Origin of the sequence: Streptomyces odonnellii, assembly GCF_000981895.1 — a bacterium.
GTDB lineage: Bacteria > Actinomycetota > Actinomycetes > Streptomycetales > Streptomycetaceae > Streptomyces > Streptomyces odonnellii.
This window is the reverse complement of the sequence record NZ_LATD01000218.1, coordinates 1-17178: the sequence shown is the minus strand read 5'-3', so window position 1 is coordinate 17178 and position 17178 is coordinate 1. Positions and strand designations below refer to the sequence as shown.

The following is a 17178-nucleotide window of genomic DNA, read 5'->3' as shown; positions in this document are numbered from 1 at the left end:
GACTCCACCGGCCATGTCCAGCTTCCGCCCGGCGGCCTCGTGCCCATCCCCGCGCCGCCCCCGGCCCCCGGCGGCGGCACCGGGACGGCGACCCTCGCGGTCCTGCTGATCGGCCCGGCCGGCGCGGGCAAGACGACCGTGGCCCGCCACTGGGCGACGAGCCGCCGCGTACCCACCGCGCACATCAGCCTCGACGATGTCCGCGAGTGGGTGCGCTCGGGCTTCGCCGATCCACAGAGCGGCTGGAACGACCACTCCGAGGCGCAGTACCGTCTCGCCCGCCGCACCTGCGGCTTCGCCGCGCGGAACTTCCTCGCCAACGGCATCTCCTGCATCCTCGACGACGCAGTCTTCCCCGACCGCCCGGTCGTCGGGCTCGGCGGCTGGAAGCGCCACGTCGGCCCCGGGCTGCTGCCGGTGGTGCTGCTGCCGGGGCTGGAGATCGTGCTGGAGCGCAACGCCGAGCGCAGCGGCAACCGGCGGCTCTCCGACGAGGAGGTGGCCGGCATCCATGGCCGGATGGCCGGCTGGTACGGGTCCGGGCTGCCCATCATCGACAACTCCAAGTACGACGTGGAGACCACAGCCCGGGCGCTCGACGACGTCCTGGCCCGCGCCCTGGCCAGCCCGCCGAGCTGGTGACCTGGCCGAGCTGACCTGGCCGGTCCGGGGCCGCCGAGCTGGTGACCGGGCCGGCCCGGGGCCGCTGAGCGAGCCGGGGGTACGACCGGGGCTGTGAGCGGCCCGGGGGCGCCGCCCGTACCCGACCCCCGGTCGGACGCGCTGAACCGGCCGGGCCGCGCGCCCGCTCATACGCTCGGTTCATGTCTGACGTGTTCGCTGCCCGCCGCGCCCGGCTGCGCGACCGGTGCTCCGCGGCGGGCAACGCGGCGGCACTGATCTCACGGCCCGCGAACGTCCGCTATCTCGCGGGCGGCGCGCCGCACGGTGCCGTCCTGCTGCTCGGTCCGGACGAGGACACGCTGCTCTGCCCCCGTACGCATGCGGGCGGGAACTCCGACGGACGGCTCGACGACCAGCTCAGGCTCACTGTCCTGGCCACCGCCACCGGCGACCCCGCGGTGGCGGCCGCGGGCGCGCTCATCCCGTCCGCCGTCGAGTCGCTCGCCGTCGAGGAGCACCATCTGACCGTCGCCAGGCACCGGGCCATCGGCTCCGTGGCGCCCCGGCTGCGTCTCGCCGATCTGGGCTGCGCCGTCGAACAGCAGCGGATCGTCAAGGACGAGGGGGAGATCGCCTGTCTGCGGATCGCGGCCGAGATCGCCGACCAGGCGCTGGGCGAACTGCTGGAATCGATCCTGGTGGGCCGTACCGAACGGCATCTCGCGCTGGAGCTGGAGCGGCGGCTCGTCGACCACGGCGCCGACGGCCCCGCCTTTCCGACCGCCGTGGCCACCGGCCCCAACTCCGGCCGCTGCGACCACCATCCCTCGGACCGGCGGGTCGAGGAGGGTGATTTCCTCTCCGTCAGTCTCGGCGCCGACTACCGCGGGTACCGCTGTCTGATCGGCCGTACGTTTGTCATCGGGACCTCGCCCGCCGACTGGCAGATCGAGCTGTACGAGCTGGTCTTCGCGGCACAACGGGCAGGTCGGCAGGCTCTCGTACCGAGCGCCGGCTACCGCGATGTGGACCGCGCGACCCGGCAGCCGCTGGAGGCCGCGGGGCACGGCGAGGGGCTCGCACCCCGTACGGGACACGGGGTCGGACTCGAAATCGACGAGGACCCGCAGCTCGCCCCCGCCGCCATGGGTAAACTGGACGCTTGTGTGCCGGTCACCGTCGGGCCGGGGGTCCACCTCCCGGGCCGGGGCGGTGTCCGGATCGATGACACGCTCGTCGTCCGCCCCGAGGCGGACGGCGGACCCGAGCTACTCACCATCACGACCAAGGAACTGCTCGCGCTCTAGTGTCCAGGCACCGCCGTGTGCCCCGGGCGCCGCGCACACCCGTGGTCGTCCACCAGCTTCAGTCCAGGAGATTCCGCAACCGTGGCTTCCACGAACGACCTCAAGAACGGCCTGGTGCTCAAGCTCGACGGGGGCCAGCTCTGGTCCGTCGTCGAGTTCCAGCACGTCAAGCCCGGCAAGGGCCCGGCCTTTGTGCGCACCAAGCTGAAGAACGTGCTCTCCGGCAAGGTCGTCGACAAGACCTTCAACGCCGGCGTGAAGGTCGAGACGGCCACCGTTGACCGCCGCGACATGCAGTTCTCGTACATGGACGGCGAGTACTTCGTCTTCATGGACATGGAGACCTACGACCAGCTCATGGTCGACCGCAAGGCCGTCGGCGACGCCGCCAACTTCCTGCTGGAGGGCTTCACCGCCAGCGTCGCCACCCACGAGGGCGAGGTGCTCTATGTCGAGCTGCCCGCCGCCGTGGAGCTGACCATCCAGCACACCGACCCCGGCGTCCAGGGCGACCGCTCCACCGGCGGCACCAAGCCGGCCACACTGGAGACCGGTTACGAGATCGGTGTCCCGCTCTTCATCACCACGGGTGAGAAGATCAAGGTCGACACCCGCTCCGGCGAGTACCTCGGCCGGGTGAACAGCTAACCGTGGCTGCCCGGAACAAGGCCCGTAAGCGCGCCTTCCAGATTCTCTTCGAGGCCGACCAGCGCGGGGCGTCCGTGCAGACGGTCCTCGCCGACTGGATACGGCACGCCCGGACCGACGACCGCCAGCCGCCGGTCAGCGAGTACACCATGGAGCTGGTCGAGGGGTACGCGGAGCACGCGGACCGGATCGACGAGCTGATCTCCACCTACGCGGTGGGCTGGACGCTGGACCGGATGCCGGTCGTCGACCGGAACATCGTGCGGCTCGGCACCTATGAGCTGGTATGGGTGGACGGCACCCCGGACGCGGTTGTGATCGACGAGGCGGTGCAGCTCGCCAAGGAGTTCTCCACGGACGACTCCCCGTCCTTCGTCAACGGCCTGCTCGGCCGGTTCAAGGACCTCAAGCCGGGCCTGCGCCGTGTCGAAGCCCCGGACAGGTGACGCGCCCGCTGCGCTGTGTCCTCAAGCGCCGGACGGGCCGCTGAGCCCGTCCGGCGCTTGAGGGTACGGGCGTGCGGGACGCACCGGGGGGCGGGTCCGTACGCGCATACGGGCCCACCCCCCGGAGGTGACGTTTCTGCTGTTATGTGCCGGCTTTGTCAGCCCTCTTCGTGGGCCACGGCCCGGCGGGCGTCCGCGTCGAGGACACCCCAACTGATGAGCTGCTCGGTCAGGACCGACGGCGACTGGTCGTAGATCACGGCCAGCGTGCGCAGGTCGTCCTGGCGGATCGACAGCACCTTGCCGTTGTAGTCACCGCGCTGGCTCTGGATCGTCGCCGCGTAACGCTGGAGCGGGCCCGCCTTCTCCTGCGGCACATGGGCCAGCCGCTCCAGGTCGAGAACGAGCTTCGGCGGCGGCTCGGCGGCTCCGCCGGGCGTCGTGCCAGGAAGCAGTTCCTGCACGGGGACCCCGTAGAAATCCGCCAGCTCGGCGAGGCGCTGCACCGTAACGGCACGGTCGCCACGCTCGTACGAACCGACCACCACGGCCTTCCAGCGGCCCTGGGACTTCTCCTCCACGCCATGGAGCGAGAGGCCCTGCTGGGTGCGGATGGCGCGGAGTTTGGCCCCGAGCTGCTTTGCGTATTCGCTGGACATATAGCTCCCCGGACGAAGTCTGGTAACTCACTGTGAGGTTACGCAGAGTTACTTGGATGCGTCAAGCCGAGGGACCCCGGCCCTGGTCGGAGCGGGGCTTTCCGCCGCCTCCTGACTGCCTTCCGAGGGGGTGCCACCAGGAGTTCCGCGGACGCCCTGCTAGCCTGAGTGGCGTAATTCCGACGTCCTTTAAAGTCCGTCCCGTGAGGCGGAGAAGGAGGTCCGTTTCGTATGGACACCGGCACGACAGACTCTCCGGCCGACAGCCCGGGCGCGGCACGCCCCGTTCTGGAGGCCCCCGACATCGCACGGGCCCTGACCCGTATCGCCCACGAGATCGTCGAACGCGCCAAGGGCGCCGACGACGTGGTGCTGCTCGGCATCCCGACCCGCGGGGTCTATCTGGCCCGCCGGCTGGCCGAGAAACTCGCCGGTATCACCGGACGCCCGGTCCCGGTCGGCTCCCTCGACATCACGATGTACCGCGACGACCTGCGCCTGCGGCCCACCCGCGCGCTGGCCCGCACCGACATCCCGGGCGACGGGGTCGACGGGCGCCTCGTGGTCCTCGTCGACGACGTTCTCTTCTCCGGCCGCACCATCCGCGCCGCCCTCGACGCGCTCGGCGATCTGGGCCGCCCCAGGGCCGTCCAGCTCGCCGTCCTCGTCGACCGGGGCCACCGCGAGCTGCCGATCCGCGCCGACTACGTCGGCAAGAACATCCCCACCTCCCTGCGGGAGACGGTCAAGGTCCAGCTCGCCGAGGAGGACGGCCGGGACACCGTGCTGCTGGGCCTCCAGCGGCCTGCCGCGTCCGGCGAGCAGTAGGGCGCCTCCGGCTCGTACCGACCCCGTACGGACGCCTCGGCGCGCCCGTACGCCCGCACACCCGAAGACCGGAGCACTCTCCCGATGCTGCGCCTGCCAGGGGCAAGCCCCCGCACACCCGGCCATCTCATCTCGGCGGCCGACCTCAGCCGCGACGACGCCGTACTGATCCTCGACACCGCGGAGGAGCTGGCCCGCGTCGCCGACCGGCCCATCAAGAAGCTTCCGACGCTGCGCGGCCGTACCGTCGTCAATCTCTTCTTCGAGGACTCGACCCGCACCCGGATCTCCTTCGAGGCCGCCGCCAAGCGGCTGTCGGCCGATGTCATCAACTTCTCCGCCAAGGGCTCGTCCGTCTCCAAGGGCGAGTCCCTCAAGGACACCGCCCTGACCCTGGAGGCGATGGGCGCCGACGCCGTCGTCATCCGGCACCCCGCCTCCGGCGCGCCGTACCGGCTCGCCACCTCCGGCTGGATCGACGGCGCGGTCGTCAACGCCGGCGACGGCACCCATGAACACCCCACCCAGGCACTGCTCGACGCCTTCACCCTGCGCCGCCGGCTGGTCGGCGCGGACACCGGCATAGGGCGTGACCTCGAAGGCCGGCGGATCACCATCGTCGGCGACGTCCTGCACAGCCGGGTCGCCCGCTCGAACGTCCTGCTGCTGCACACCCTGGGCGCCCGGGTCACCCTCGTCGCCCCGCCCACCCTCGTACCGATCGGCGTCGAGCACTGGCCGTGCGAGGTCTCGTACGACCTGGACCGGGTACTGCCCGGCTCCGACGCCGTGATGATGCTGCGGGTCCAGCGCGAGCGGATGAACGCCGCGTTCTTCCCGACCGAGCGCGAGTACTCCCGCCGCTACGGCCTCCACGGCGACCGGATGGGCCGGATGCCCGAGCACTCCGTCGTGATGCACCCCGGGCCGATGAACCGGGGGATGGAGATCACCGCCGAGGTGGCCGACTCGGACCGTTGCACGGCCGTCGAGCAGGTGGCCAACGGGGTCTCGATCCGGATGGCGGTGCTCTATCTGCTGCTGGGCGGCAACGAGCCCGCCGTCAACCAGAACTCCCAGGCGCGCGTCCGCACCGACTCCCACGCCCGTACCGACTCCCGTACCGAGGAGAGCAAGTAATCATGAGCAAGATCCTGATCCGGGGCGCGCGGGTGCTCGGCGGCGAGGTACGGGACGTACTGATCGACGGGGAGACCATCGGCGCGGTCGGCACCGGACTGGACGCGGGCGACGCGACGGTCGTGGCGGCCGAGGGGCGGGTGCTGCTGCCCGGTCTGGTCGATCTGCACACCCATCTGCGGGAGCCGGGCCGCGAGGACTCCGAGACGGTGCTCACCGGCACCCGCGCCGCCGCCGTCGGAGGCTTCACCGCCGTCCACGCCATGGCCAACACCTTCCCCGTGGCCGACACGGCCGGGGTGGTCGAGCAGGTCTGGCGGCTGGGCCGGGAGTCCGGCTACTGCGATGTGCAGCCCGTAGGCGCCGTGACGGTCGGTCTCGAGGGCAAGAACCTCGCCGAGCTGGGCGCCATGCACGACTCCGCCGCGCAGGTACGGGTCTTCTCGGACGACGGCAAGTGCGTGGACGACGCCGTGATCATGCGACGGGCGCTGGAGTACGTGAAGGCATTCGACGGGGTCATCGCGCAGCACGCCCAGGAGCCCCGGCTCACCGAGGGCGCGCAGATGAACGAGGGCGTCGTCTCCGCCGAGCTGGGACTCGGCGGCTGGCCGGCCGTCGCCGAGGAGTCGATCATCGCGCGGGACGTGCTGCTCGCGGCCCATGTCGGCTCCCGGGTCCACATCTGCCATCTCTCGACCGCGGGCTCGGTGGAGCTGGTGCGCTGGGCGAAGTCCAAGGGCTGGAACGTCACCGCCGAGGTCACCCCGCACCATCTCCTCCTCACCGACGAGCTGGTCCGGTCGTACGACCCGGTCTACAAGGTGAACCCGCCGCTGCGGACCGAGGCGGACGTCCAGGCGCTGCGCGCGGCCCTCGCCGACGGCACGATCGACTGTGTCGCCACCGACCACGCCCCGCACCCGCACGAGGACAAGGACTGCGAGTGGGCCGCCGCCGCCATGGGGATGGTCGGTCTGGAGACCGCGCTGTCGGTGGTCCAGGAGACCATGGTGGAGACCGGGCTGCTGGACTGGGCGGGGGTCGCCGACCGCATGTCGTTCCGCCCGGCGCGGATCGGCCGGCTCGCCGGTCATGGGCGGCCCGTCTCGGTGGGCGAGCCCGCCAATCTCACCCTGGTCGATCCGGCATACCGTGGTCCCGTGGACCCGGCGGGCTTCGCCTCCCGCAGCCGCAACACCCCGTACCAGGGCCGTGAGCTGCCAGGACGCGTCACCCACACCTTCCTCCGGGGCCGCGCCACGGTCGTCGACGGGAAGCTGGCGTGACAACTGCGATGCTGAACCTCCTCTCCGTACAGCGGGTCTCGCTGCCTCTGGGCGGGCCGTTCGCCGACCCGCTGGCAGCGCCGCTCGCCGCCGAGCAGAAGTCGGCGGAGGTGACCGACTGGGCCGCCCGGCTCGGCTGGGTCGCCGGGCTGCTGCTCTTCATCGCGCTGGTGTACTGGCTGATGCGCCAGGGCTGGAAATGGCGCGCCAGCCTCCAGTCCGATCTGCCCGAGCTGCCCACCGCGCCGGACGACCCGGGTACGGCGAAGCTGACGATGGCGGGCCGCTACCACGGGTCCACGACCGCGGGGCAGTGGCTCGACCGCATCGTGGCGCACGGCCTGGGTGCCCGCAGCCGGGCGGAGCTGACACTCACGGACGCGGGGCTCGATGTCGTACGCCCCGGTGCGAACGACTTCTTCATCCCGGCCGCGCGACTGCGTGAAGCACGGCTCGACAAGGGCATCGCGGGCAAGGTCCTCGCCGAGGGCGGCCTGCTGATCGTCACCTGGGAGCACGGCGGCAGGCTGATCGACTCGGGCTTCCGCTCCGAACGCTCCGCCGAGCACACCGCCTGGGTCGAGGCCGTCAACTCCCTGAGTGTCGACTCCCCGAGCCGGGCGGCCACGAGCGTCACGGCCCCGGCCCCGGCAAGCGCCACCACTGCCTCACACGCCCCGACGGAAGGCCCCGCCCGATGACCACCTCCCCCCGGGGCACCGCCCGCGCCAAGGCGTCTCCCGCCGTACTCGTCCTGGAGGACGGCCGCAGCTTCCGCGGCCGTGCCTACGGGGCCGAGGGGGAGACCTTCGGCGAGGCCGTGTTCTCCACCGGCATGACCGGCTACCAGGAGACCCTCACCGACCCCTCGTACCACCGCCAGGTCGTCGTGATGACCGCCCCCCACATCGGCAACACGGGCGTCAACGACGACGACCCGGAGTCCCGCCGGATCTGGGTGTCCGGCTATGTCGTACGCGACCCCGCGCGCACCCCGTCCAACTGGCGCGCGCGGCGCTCGCTCGACGAGGAACTGATCGCCCAGGGCGTCGTCGGCATCAGCGGCATCGACACCCGCGCCCTCACCCGCCATCTGCGCGAGCGCGGCGCCATGCGCGTCGGCATCTTCTCCGGCGAGGCGCTGGCGGACGAGGCGGCCCTGCTCGCGCGAGTGCGGCAGAGCCCGGAGATGACGGGCGCCGACCTGTCCGCGGAGGTCGCCACCGACCGTACGTACGTGGTGCCCGCCGTGGGCCGCAAGCGCTTCACCGTCGCCGCGCTCGACCTCGGCATCAAGGGCATGACCCCGCACCGGATGGCCGAGCGCGGCATAGAGGTGCACGTCCTGCCCGCCGACGCCACACTCGACGAGGTGTACGCGACCGCCCCCGACGGCGTGTTCCTCTCCAACGGCCCCGGCGACCCGGCCACCGCGGACCTCACCGTCGTCAAGGGCGTGCTGGAGCGCGGCACCCCGCTCTTCGGGATCTGCTTCGGCAACCAGCTCCTCGGCCGCGCGCTGGGCTTCGGCACGTACAAGCTGAAGTACGGCCACCGGGGCATCAACCAGCCCGTACAGGACCGGACCACCGGCAAGGTCGAGGTCACCGCGCACAACCACGGCTTCGCCGTCGACGCCCCGCTCGACCGGGTCTCCGACACCCCCTACGGCCGCGCCGAGGTCTCCCACGTCTGCCTCAACGACAACGTGGTCGAGGGCCTCAGGCTGCTGGACCGGCCGGTCTTCAGCGTCCAGTACCACCCCGAGGCGGCCGCGGGTCCGCATGACGCCGCGTACCTCTTCGACCGCTTCGTATCCCTGATGGAGGACCAGCGTGCCTAAGCGCACCGACATCCAGTCCGTCCTGGTCATCGGTTCAGGACCGATCGTCATCGGCCAGGCCGCCGAGTTCGACTACTCCGGCACCCAGGCCTGCCGCGTGCTCAAGTCCGAGGGCCTGCGCGTCATCCTGGTCAACTCCAACCCCGCCACGATCATGACGGACCCGGAGATCGCCGACGCCACCTATGTCGAGCCGATCACCCCCGACTTCGTCGAGAAGATCATCGCCAAGGAGCGCCCCGACGCGCTGCTGCCCACCCTCGGCGGCCAGACCGCGCTGAACACCGCGATCGCGCTCCATGAGGCGGGCACCCTCGACAAGTACGGCGTCGAACTGATCGGCGCCAATGTCGAGGCGATCCACAAGGGCGAGGACCGCGACCTCTTCAAAGAAGTCGTCGAAGCCGTCAACGCCAGGACCGGCCACGGGGAATCCGCGCGCTCGGTCATCTGCCACTCCCTGGACGAGGCCGTGGCCGGCGTGGAGACGCTCGGCGGCTATCCCGTCGTCGTACGGCCCTCCTTCACCATGGGCGGCGCGGGCTCCGGCTTCGCGTACAACGAGGACGAGCTGCGCCGTATCGCCGGACAGGGCCTGATGCTCTCCCCGACCACCGAGGTGCTCCTCGAGGAGTCCATCCTCGGCTGGAAGGAGTACGAGCTGGAGCTGATGCGGGACAAGCACGACAACGTCGTGGTCGTCTGCTCGATCGAGAACTTCGACCCCATGGGCGTGCACACCGGCGACTCGATCACCGTCGCGCCCGCGATGACCCTCACCGACCGCGAGTACCAGATCCTGCGGGACATCGGCATCGCCGTGATCCGCGAGGTCGGCGTCGACACCGGCGGCTGCAACATCCAGTTCGCGGTCAACCCCGAGGACGGCCGGGTCATCGTCATCGAGATGAACCCCCGGGTCTCCCGCTCCTCCGCGCTCGCCTCCAAGGCCACGGGCTTCCCGATCGCGAAGATCGCCGCCCGGCTCGCCGTCGGCTACACGCTGGACGAGATCCCCAACGACATCACCGAGAAGACCCCGGCCTCCTTCGAGCCCACCCTCGACTATGTCGTCGTCAAGGTGCCGCGCTTCGCCTTCGAGAAGTTCCCGGCCGCCGACGCCAGCCTCACCACCACCATGAAGTCGGTCGGTGAGGCCATGGCCATCGGCCGCAACTTCACCGAGGCGCTCCAGAAGGCGCTGCGCTCGCTGGAGAAGGCGGGCAGCCAGTTCTCCTTCACGGCCGACCCCGGCCTCGCGGTTCCCGGTGCCAAGGACGCCCTGCTGGAGACCGCCAAGGTGCCCACCGACGGGCGGATCAACACCGTGATGCGGGCCATCCGCGCCGGTGCCACCCCCGAGGAGGTCTTCGAGGCGACCCGGATCGACCCCTGGTTCGTCGACCAGCTCTTCCTGATCAAGGAGTACGCGGACGAGCTGGCCGCCGCGGCCGAACTCTCCCCGGACCTGCTCGCCGAGGCCAAGCGGCACGGCTTCTCCGACGCCCAGATCGCCGGGATCCGGGGGCTGCGCGAGGATGTCGTCCGCGAGGTCAGGCACGCCCTCGGTATCCGCCCGGTCTACAAGACGGTCGACACCTGCGCCGCCGAGTTCGCCGCGAAGACGCCGTACTTCTACTCCTCGTACGACGAGGAGAGCGAGGTCGCGCCGCGCGCCAGGCCCGCCGTGATCATCCTCGGCTCGGGCCCCAACCGGATCGGCCAGGGCATCGAGTTCGACTACTCCTGTGTCCACGCCTCCTTCGCGCTGAGCGAGGCCGGCTACGAGACCGTGATGGTCAACTGCAACCCCGAGACCGTCTCCACCGACTACGACACCTCCGACCGGCTCTACTTCGAGCCGCTCACCCTGGAGGACGTCCTGGAGATCGTGCACGCCGAGACGCAGGCAGGACCGGTCGCGGGCGTCCTCGTACAGCTCGGCGGACAGACCCCGCTCGGTCTCGCGCAGGCTCTGAAGGACAACGGCGTGCCGATCGTGGGCACGCCTCCCGAGGCGATCCACGCAGCCGAGGACCGCGGGGCCTTCGGCCGGGTCCTCGCCGAGGCCGGACTGCCCGCGCCCAAGCACGGCACCGCCACCACCTTCGCCGGGGCCAAGGCCATCGCAGACGAGATCGGCTATCCGGTCCTGGTCCGCCCGTCGTACGTGCTGGGCGGGCGCGGCATGGAGATCGTGTACGACGAGGCCAGGCTCTCCTCGTACATCGCCGAGTCCACCGAGATCAGCCCCAGCCGGCCGGTCCTCGTGGACCGCTTCCTCGACGACGCCATCGAGATCGACGTGGACGCGCTCTACGACGGTACGGAGCTGTATCTCGGCGGGGTGATGGAGCACATCGAGGAGGCCGGTATCCACTCCGGGGACTCGGCGTGCGCCCTGCCGCCCATCACCCTCGGCGGCTTCGACATCAAGCGGCTGCGCGCCTCCACCGAGGCGATCGCCGAGGGCGTCGGGGTGCGCGGGCTGATCAATATCCAGTTCGCGATGGCCGGGGACATCCTGTACGTCCTGGAGGCCAACCCGCGCGCCTCCCGTACGGTCCCCTTCACCTCCAAGGCGACCGCCGTGCCGCTCGCCAAGGCCGCGGCCCGTATCTCCCTGGGCGCCACCGTCGCGGAACTGCGCGCCGAAGGACTGCTGCCCGCCCATGGCGACGGCGGCACGCTGCCGCTGGACGCGCCCATCTCCGTCAAGGAGGCGGTGATGCCGTGGTCGCGCTTCCGCGACATCCACGGGCGCGGAGTGGACACCGTCCTCGGCCCGGAGATGCGCTCCACCGGCGAGGTCATGGGCATCGACTCGGCCTTCGGGACGGCGTACGCCAAGTCGCAGGCCGGGGCGTACGGGCCGCTGCCCACCAAGGGCCGGGCCTTCATCTCCGTGGCCAACCGGGACAAGCGCTCCATGATCTTCCCGGCGCGGGAGCTGGTCGCCCATGGATTCGAACTGTTCGCCACGTCCGGCACCGCCGAGGTGCTCAGGCGCAACGGCATAAGCGCGGTCGTGGTGCGCAAGCAGAGCGAGGGCGTGGGCCCGGCCGGAGAGAAGACCGTCGTACAGCTCATCCATGACGGAGAGATCGACCTGATCGTCAACACTCCGTACGGGACCGGCGGCCGGCTGGACGGCTATGACATCCGTACGGCCGCCGTGGCCCGCGGAGTCCCCTGCCTGACGACCGTCCAGGCGCTGGCCGCGGCGGTGCAGGGCATTGACGCGCTCAACCACGGCGAGGTCGGTGTCCGGTCCCTCCAGGAGCACGCGGAACGGCTCACCGCGGCGCGTGAGGACTGACCGTGTACAGGATCTTCTTCAGGCTGGTCTTCCGGTGGATGGACGCGGAGCGGGCCCATCATCTCGCCGTCCGCTGGATCCGGCTCGCGGCCCGGCTCCCCGTCCTGCGTACGTTTGCCGCCGCCGCACTCGCGCCGCGCTTCCCGGAACTGCGCACCGAGGCGTTCGGACTGCGGATGCACGGCCCCTTCGGGCTCGCAGCCGGCTTCGACAAGAACGCCGTGGCCGTCGACGGCATGGCCATGCTCGGCTTCGACCATGTCGAGATCGGTACGGTCACCGGCGAGCCGCAGTCCGGCAACCCCAGGCAGCGGCTCTTCCGGCTGGTCGCCGACCGCGCCCTGGTCAACCGGATGGGCTTCAACAACGAGGGCTCGGCCGCCGTGGCGGCACGCCTGGCGGCGCGCAGAGCGGTCTTCAGGACCACGGTCGGCGTCAACATCGGTAAGACGAAGGTCGTCCCCGAGGATGAAGCGATCGCCGACTACGTCCTCTCGACCGAGCGGCTGGCCGGCCACGCCGACTATCTCGTGGTCAATGTCAGCTCGCCCAACACCCCCGGGCTGCGTGCCCTCCAGGCCGTCGACCTCCTCCGGCCGCTGCTGACGGCCGTACGGGAGGCGGCCGACCGCACCGTCACCGGCCGCCGGGTCCCGCTGCTGGTCAAGATCGCGCCCGATCTGGCCGACGAGGACATCGACGCCGTGGCCGACCTCGCCGTCGAACTCGGTCTTGACGGGATCATCGCCACCAACACCACCATCGCGCGCGAGGGACTCGGCCTGGTCTCGGACCCCGGGCTGGTCGCCGAGACCGGCGGACTGTCCGGCGCGCCCTTGAAGGCACGCTCGCTGGAAGTCCTGCGCAGGCTGTACGGGCGGGTCGGCGACCGGATCACTCTGGTGGGGGTCGGCGGAATCGAGAACGCGGAGGACGCCTGGCAGCGCATCCTCGCCGGTGCCACGCTGGTCCAGGGCTTCAGCGCCTTCATCTACGAAGGCCCCTTCTGGAGCCGCTCCCTGCACAAGGGGCTCGCGGCCCGGCTCAGGGCCAGTCCCTACGCCACGCTCGCCGAGGCCGTCGGCGCCGACAGCCGGAAGGTGACCGTATGACCGCCCCGGAAACGCCAGCACCGGAAACGCCTGCACCGGAAACGCCCGTACCGGAAACGCGTGCACCGGGAGCGCCTGCCTCGCAGACGCCTGCACCGGAGACGACCGCAGCGAAAAGGCCCGCACCGGAAGGTGACCAGATGACCGAGGGACCGTACGGCGCACGCCCTCAGGAGCCCTTCGGCGCCAGGCTGCGCCGCGCCATGGACATCCGCGGGCAGCTCTGCGTCGGCATCGACCCGCACGGTTCGCTGCTCAGGGCCTGGGGCCTCGGTGACGATGTCGCGGGCCTGGAGCGCTTCACCCGTACGACGGTGGAGGCCCTGGCGGACCGGGTCGCCGTACTCAAACCGCAGTCCGCGTTCTTCGAGCGCTTCGGGTCGCGCGGAATCGCGGTGCTGGAGAAGGCCGTGGCGGAGGCGCGCGCGGCCGGGGCACTGGTCCTGATGGACGCCAAGCGCGGTGACATCGGCTCGACCATGGGCGCGTACGCGGCGACCTACCTCGACAAGGACTCGCCGCTCTTCTCGGACGCGGTCACGGTCTCCCCGTACCTCGGTTTCGGATCCCTGCGTCCCGCCCTGGACGCCGCCGCCGTCTCGGGCGCCGGGGTCTTCGTCCTGGCGCTCACCTCCAACCCGGAGGGCGCGGAGGTCCAGCGCGCCACCGCATCCGACGGCCGGTCCCTGGCTCAGCTCATGCTCGACCACATGGCCGCGGAGAACGCGGGCGCGGAGCCGCTCGGCTCGGTCGGCGCGGTCATCGGCGCCACCCTTGCCCACGCCGGCGCGGACCTCGCGATCAACGGTCCGCTCCTCGCCCCCGGAATCGGCGCGCAGGGCGCGACCCCGGCCGGGCTGCCGGCTCTGTTCGGCTCCTCGGTCCGCAATGTGGTACCGAGCGTCAGCCGGGACGTGCTGCGCCACGGTCCGGACATCAGTGCCCTCAGGGCGTCCGCGGAGCGCTTCGCGGACGAGGTGAGGGCGGCGGTAGAGGCGGTCTAGGTTCTGTCCGGCGGGTCTTTCGCGCCGCCGGGGCGGGCCGCTCACCTCGTCCACCGCCCAAAAAGTTGGGCAAAATGCCCAAAATGTCACCCCTGATCGATGCTGACCAGGACTTTTCGTCTGTTCTCGCTGACTCCGGCGGCCCTGGCCGCTAGTCTCCGTCGAGAGCCAACGTGCAGTGCGTTGCCCGTTGCTCGCCTGGTGTGGGGCGAATAGGTTCCTCACCGGTCCGTATCCGACAGTTCGACATCCGAGGTGACGTAGGCGTGGCTCTTCCGCCCCTTACCCCTGAACAGCGCGCAGCCGCGCTCGAAAAGGCCGCCGCGGCTCGCCGGGAGCGGGCCGAGGTCAAGAATCGACTCAAGCACTCCGGCGCCTCCCTCCATGACGTGATCAAGCAGGGTCAGGAGAACGACGTCATCGGGAAGATGAAGGTCTCCGCACTGCTCGAATCCCTGCCCGGTGTGGGCAAGGTCCGCGCCAAGCAGATCATGGAGCGGCTCGGTATCTCCGAGAGTCGGCGTGTCCGGGGTCTCGGCTCCAACCAGATCGCCTCCCTTGAGCGCGAGTTCGGCGGCACCGGCGCCTGACGTTCCCGGAGACTCCCGGGAACCTGGATAATCGCTGCATGGCAGCAGAAGTACGACCGCGGCTGACCGTGCTCTCCGGCCCCTCCGGGGTCGGCAAGAGCACGGTCGTCGCGCATATGCGCAAGGTCCACCCCGAGGTATGGCTCTCGGTGTCGGCCACCACCAGAAAGCCGCGTCCCGGTGAACGCGACGGCGTCCAGTACTTCTTTGTCTCGGACGAGGAGTTCGACAAGCTGATCGCCAACGGCGAGCTGCTGGAATGGGCGGAGTTCGCGGGCAACCGGTACGGCACCCCGCGGCGGGAGGTCCACGACCGGCTGGCGGCGGGCGAGCCCGTACTGCTGGAGATCGATCTCCAGGGCGCCCGGCAGGTCAAGGAATCGATGCCCGATTCCCGGCTGGTCTTTCTGGCACCGCCGAGCTGGGACGAACTGGTGCGCCGGCTGACCGGCCGGGGCACCGAATCGCCCGAGGTGATCGAACGACGGCTGGAGGCGGCGAAAGTGGAACTGGCCGCCGAGTCGGAGTTCGATACGACGCTGGTCAACACCTCCGTCGAGGACGTCGCGCGTGAGCTGCTAGCCTTGATGGCAGTTGAATGATCTTTTTCCCTGATCTCCCTGAATTTTCTTCGGAAGGCTAGAGAGTGTCCTCTTCCATCACTACGCCCGAGGGCATCATCAACCCGCCGATCGATGAGCTGCTTGAGGCCACGGACTCGAAGTACAGCCTCGTGATCTATGCGGCCAAGCGCGCGCGTCAGATCAACGCGTACTACTCGCAGCTCGGTGAGGGCCTGCTTGAGTACGTCGGTCCGCTGGTGGACACCCATGTCCACGAGAAGCCGCTTTCCATCGCCCTGCGCGAGATCAACGCGGGACTTCTGACCTCCGAGGCCATCGAGGGCCCGGCTCAGTAAGTCGTACTTTCTCTGCTTTATCCACAGGCCCGGCAGCGCGCTGCCGGGCCTGTGGTGTGTCATGTCCTTGGGCGTGTGCTTGGCGTGTGCTCTGAGTTTCGTACGTACGAGAGGTGAGGGGACGCGGTGGAAGAGAAGGCGGAGAAGCCGAAGGTCGTGCTGGGGGTCGCGGGCGGGATCGCCGCGTACAAGGCGTGCGAGCTGCTGCGCAGGCTCACCGAGTCGGGCCATGACGTACGGGTCGTGCCGACCGCGTCCGCGCTGCACTTCGTCGGGGCCGCCACCTGGTCGGCGCTGTCCGGGCATCCCGTCTCCACCGAGGTCTGGACGGATGTGCACGAGGTGCCGCACGTACGGATCGGGCAGTCCGCCGATCTGGTCGTCGTCGCCCCGGCCACGGCGGATCTGCTGGCCAGGGCGGCGCACGGGCTCGCCGACGATCTGCTCACCAACACCCTGCTGACCGCCCGCTGTCCGGTGGTCTTCGCCCCGGCCATGCACACCGAGATGTGGGAGCACCCCGCCACGCAGGAGAATGTCGCGACGCTGCGCCGCCGGGGGGCGGTCGTCATCGAGCCCGCCGTCGGGCGGCTCACCGGCGTCGACACCGGCAAGGGCCGGCTGCCGGACCCGGAGGAGATCTTCGAGATCTGCCGCCGGGTTCTGGCGCGGGTGGTGCGGGAAGCGGATCTGGCGGGCCGCCATGTCGTCGTCAGCGCGGGCGGTACGCGCGAACCGCTCGACCCGGTGCGCTATCTGGGCAACCGCTCCTCGGGGAAGCAGGGGTACGCCCTGGCGCGTACGGCGGTGGCCCGCGGGGCCAGGGTCACCCTGATCGAGGCGAACACGGGGATGGCGGACCCGGCGGGTGCCGATGTGGTCCATGTGGGGACGGCCGTACAGCTCAGGGAGGCTGTCCTGAAGGCCGCGGCGGAGGCCGACGCCGTGGTCATGGCGGCGGCGGTCGCCGACTTCAGACCGGCCGTGTACGCCGAAGGCAAGATCAAGAAGAAGGACGGCGAGGAGCCCGCGCCGGTGGCCCTCATCCGTAACCCGGACATCCTCGCGGAGATCTCGGCCGAGCGTGCACATGCCGAGCAGGTGATCGTGGGCTTCGCGGCGGAGACGGACGACGTCCTGGCCCATGGGCGGCAGAAGCTCCGGCGCAAGGGGTGCGATCTGCTGGTCGTCAATGAGGTCGGGGAGCGCAAGGCCTTCGGAGCGGCGGAGAACGAAGCGGTGGTGCTGGCGGCGGACGGCGGGGAGACACCGGTGCCGTACGGGCCGAAGGAGGCGCTCGCGGATGTCGTCTGGGACCTGGTGATACCGAGACTGGGCAGGGCGCCGGGCGTTGGGACGGGGGCCTGAGCCCAGGGGGCCGAGGCGGGCTCGGGAGCGGAGGCGGAGCCAGGAGACCGGTGCGGGCTGCGAGGCGGGGCCTGAGCCAGGG

General features: G+C 70.6%; 17 protein-coding genes. 16 read left to right on the top strand and 1 reads right to left on the bottom strand.

Annotated elements, in window-relative coordinates; all coding sequences use genetic code 11:
* From WH07_RS20570 to nusB, 4 genes are all read left to right on the top strand, one after another.
* Window positions 1-642 (top strand): AAA family ATPase (locus WH07_RS20570; RefSeq protein WP_046501986.1); only part of this gene is annotated, 642 nt, incomplete at its 5' end.
* Window positions 643-824: 182 nt separating this feature from the next.
* Window positions 825-1931, top strand: coding sequence for an aminopeptidase P family protein (locus tag WH07_RS20565; RefSeq protein WP_046501982.1), 1107 nt, complete (start codon window positions 825-827; stop codon window positions 1929-1931).
* 81 nt (window positions 1932-2012) lie between these two features.
* On the top strand, window positions 2013-2579 hold the full coding sequence (gene efp, locus WH07_RS20560) for an elongation factor P (protein WP_046501979.1): 567 nt from the start codon (window positions 2013-2015) through the stop codon (window positions 2577-2579).
* 2 nt (window positions 2580-2581) lie between these two features.
* Window positions 2582-3025, top strand: coding sequence for a transcription antitermination factor NusB (nusB, locus tag WH07_RS20555; RefSeq protein WP_046501975.1), 444 nt, complete (start codon window positions 2582-2584; stop codon window positions 3023-3025).
* A 158-nt stretch (window positions 3026-3183) separates the two neighbouring features.
* On the opposite strand, the gene bldD is transcribed toward nusB, so the two are convergent.
* A complete protein-coding gene (gene bldD / locus WH07_RS20550) occupies window positions 3184-3684 on the bottom strand; it encodes a transcriptional regulator BldD (RefSeq protein WP_030355502.1) in 501 nt (166 codons plus the stop codon).
* Between the two features lie 231 nt (window positions 3685-3915).
* On the opposite strand from bldD, the gene pyrR reads away from it, so the two are divergent.
* The 12 genes from pyrR to coaBC all read left to right on the top strand — a co-directional run bounded on the left by pyrR (window position 3916) and on the right by coaBC (window position 17096).
* Window positions 3916-4512 carry a bifunctional pyr operon transcriptional regulator/uracil phosphoribosyltransferase PyrR gene (gene pyrR / locus WH07_RS20545; RefSeq protein WP_046501968.1) on the top strand — a complete coding sequence of 199 codons (597 nt, stop codon included), beginning with the start codon at window positions 3916-3918 and terminating at the stop codon, window positions 4510-4512.
* 84 nt (window positions 4513-4596) lie between these two features.
* Complete coding sequence (locus WH07_RS20540; protein WP_046501966.1) at window positions 4597-5652, top strand: aspartate carbamoyltransferase catalytic subunit; 1056 nt, start codon at window positions 4597-4599, stop codon at window positions 5650-5652.
* Between the two features lie 2 nt (window positions 5653-5654).
* Complete coding sequence (locus WH07_RS20535) at window positions 5655-6941, top strand: dihydroorotase (RefSeq protein WP_046501963.1); 1287 nt, start codon at window positions 5655-5657, stop codon at window positions 6939-6941.
* Window positions 6938-7642 (top strand): PH-like domain-containing protein, encoded by a 705-nt coding sequence (locus WH07_RS20530; RefSeq protein WP_232788988.1) that lies wholly within the window; start codon window positions 6938-6940, stop codon window positions 7640-7642. Before WH07_RS20535 ends, WH07_RS20530 begins: the two co-directional genes overlap by 4 nt.
* Entirely contained in the window at window positions 7639-8784 is a 1146-nt protein-coding gene (gene carA, locus WH07_RS20525) for a glutamine-hydrolyzing carbamoyl-phosphate synthase small subunit (RefSeq protein ID WP_046501961.1), read from the top strand. Before WH07_RS20530 ends, carA begins: the two co-directional genes overlap by 4 nt.
* The gene (gene carB / locus WH07_RS20520; RefSeq protein ID WP_046501959.1) at window positions 8777-12103 is read left to right on the top strand and encodes a carbamoyl-phosphate synthase large subunit; all 3327 of its coding nucleotides are present in this window, start codon (window positions 8777-8779) and stop codon (window positions 12101-12103) included. The genes carA and carB overlap by 8 nt, the downstream gene beginning before the upstream one ends.
* Before the next feature lie 2 nt (window positions 12104-12105).
* Entirely contained in the window at window positions 12106-13215 is a 1110-nt protein-coding gene (locus WH07_RS20515) for a quinone-dependent dihydroorotate dehydrogenase (RefSeq protein ID WP_046501957.1), read from the top strand.
* Window positions 13216-13355: 140 nt separating this feature from the next.
* Window positions 13356-14219, top strand: a complete 864-nt coding sequence (pyrF, locus tag WH07_RS20510; RefSeq protein ID WP_046501954.1) for an orotidine-5'-phosphate decarboxylase — start codon at window positions 13356-13358, stop codon at window positions 14217-14219.
* Between the two features lie 266 nt (window positions 14220-14485).
* Entirely contained in the window at window positions 14486-14809 is a 324-nt protein-coding gene (locus WH07_RS20505) for an integration host factor (protein ID WP_046501951.1), read from the top strand.
* A 38-nt stretch (window positions 14810-14847) separates the two neighbouring features.
* Window positions 14848-15411: a guanylate kinase gene (gene gmk / locus WH07_RS20500; protein ID WP_046501948.1), complete on the top strand. Its 564-nt coding sequence runs from the start codon at window positions 14848-14850 to the stop codon at window positions 15409-15411.
* 44 nt (window positions 15412-15455) lie between these two features.
* The gene (gene rpoZ, locus WH07_RS20495) at window positions 15456-15728 is read left to right on the top strand and encodes a DNA-directed RNA polymerase subunit omega (protein WP_003970369.1); all 273 of its coding nucleotides are present in this window, start codon (window positions 15456-15458) and stop codon (window positions 15726-15728) included.
* Window positions 15729-15854: 126 nt separating this feature from the next.
* A complete protein-coding gene (gene coaBC / locus WH07_RS20490) occupies window positions 15855-17096 on the top strand; it encodes a bifunctional phosphopantothenoylcysteine decarboxylase/phosphopantothenate--cysteine ligase CoaBC (RefSeq protein ID WP_046501938.1) in 1242 nt (413 codons plus the stop codon).
* Window positions 17097-17178: the final 82 nt, after the last annotated feature.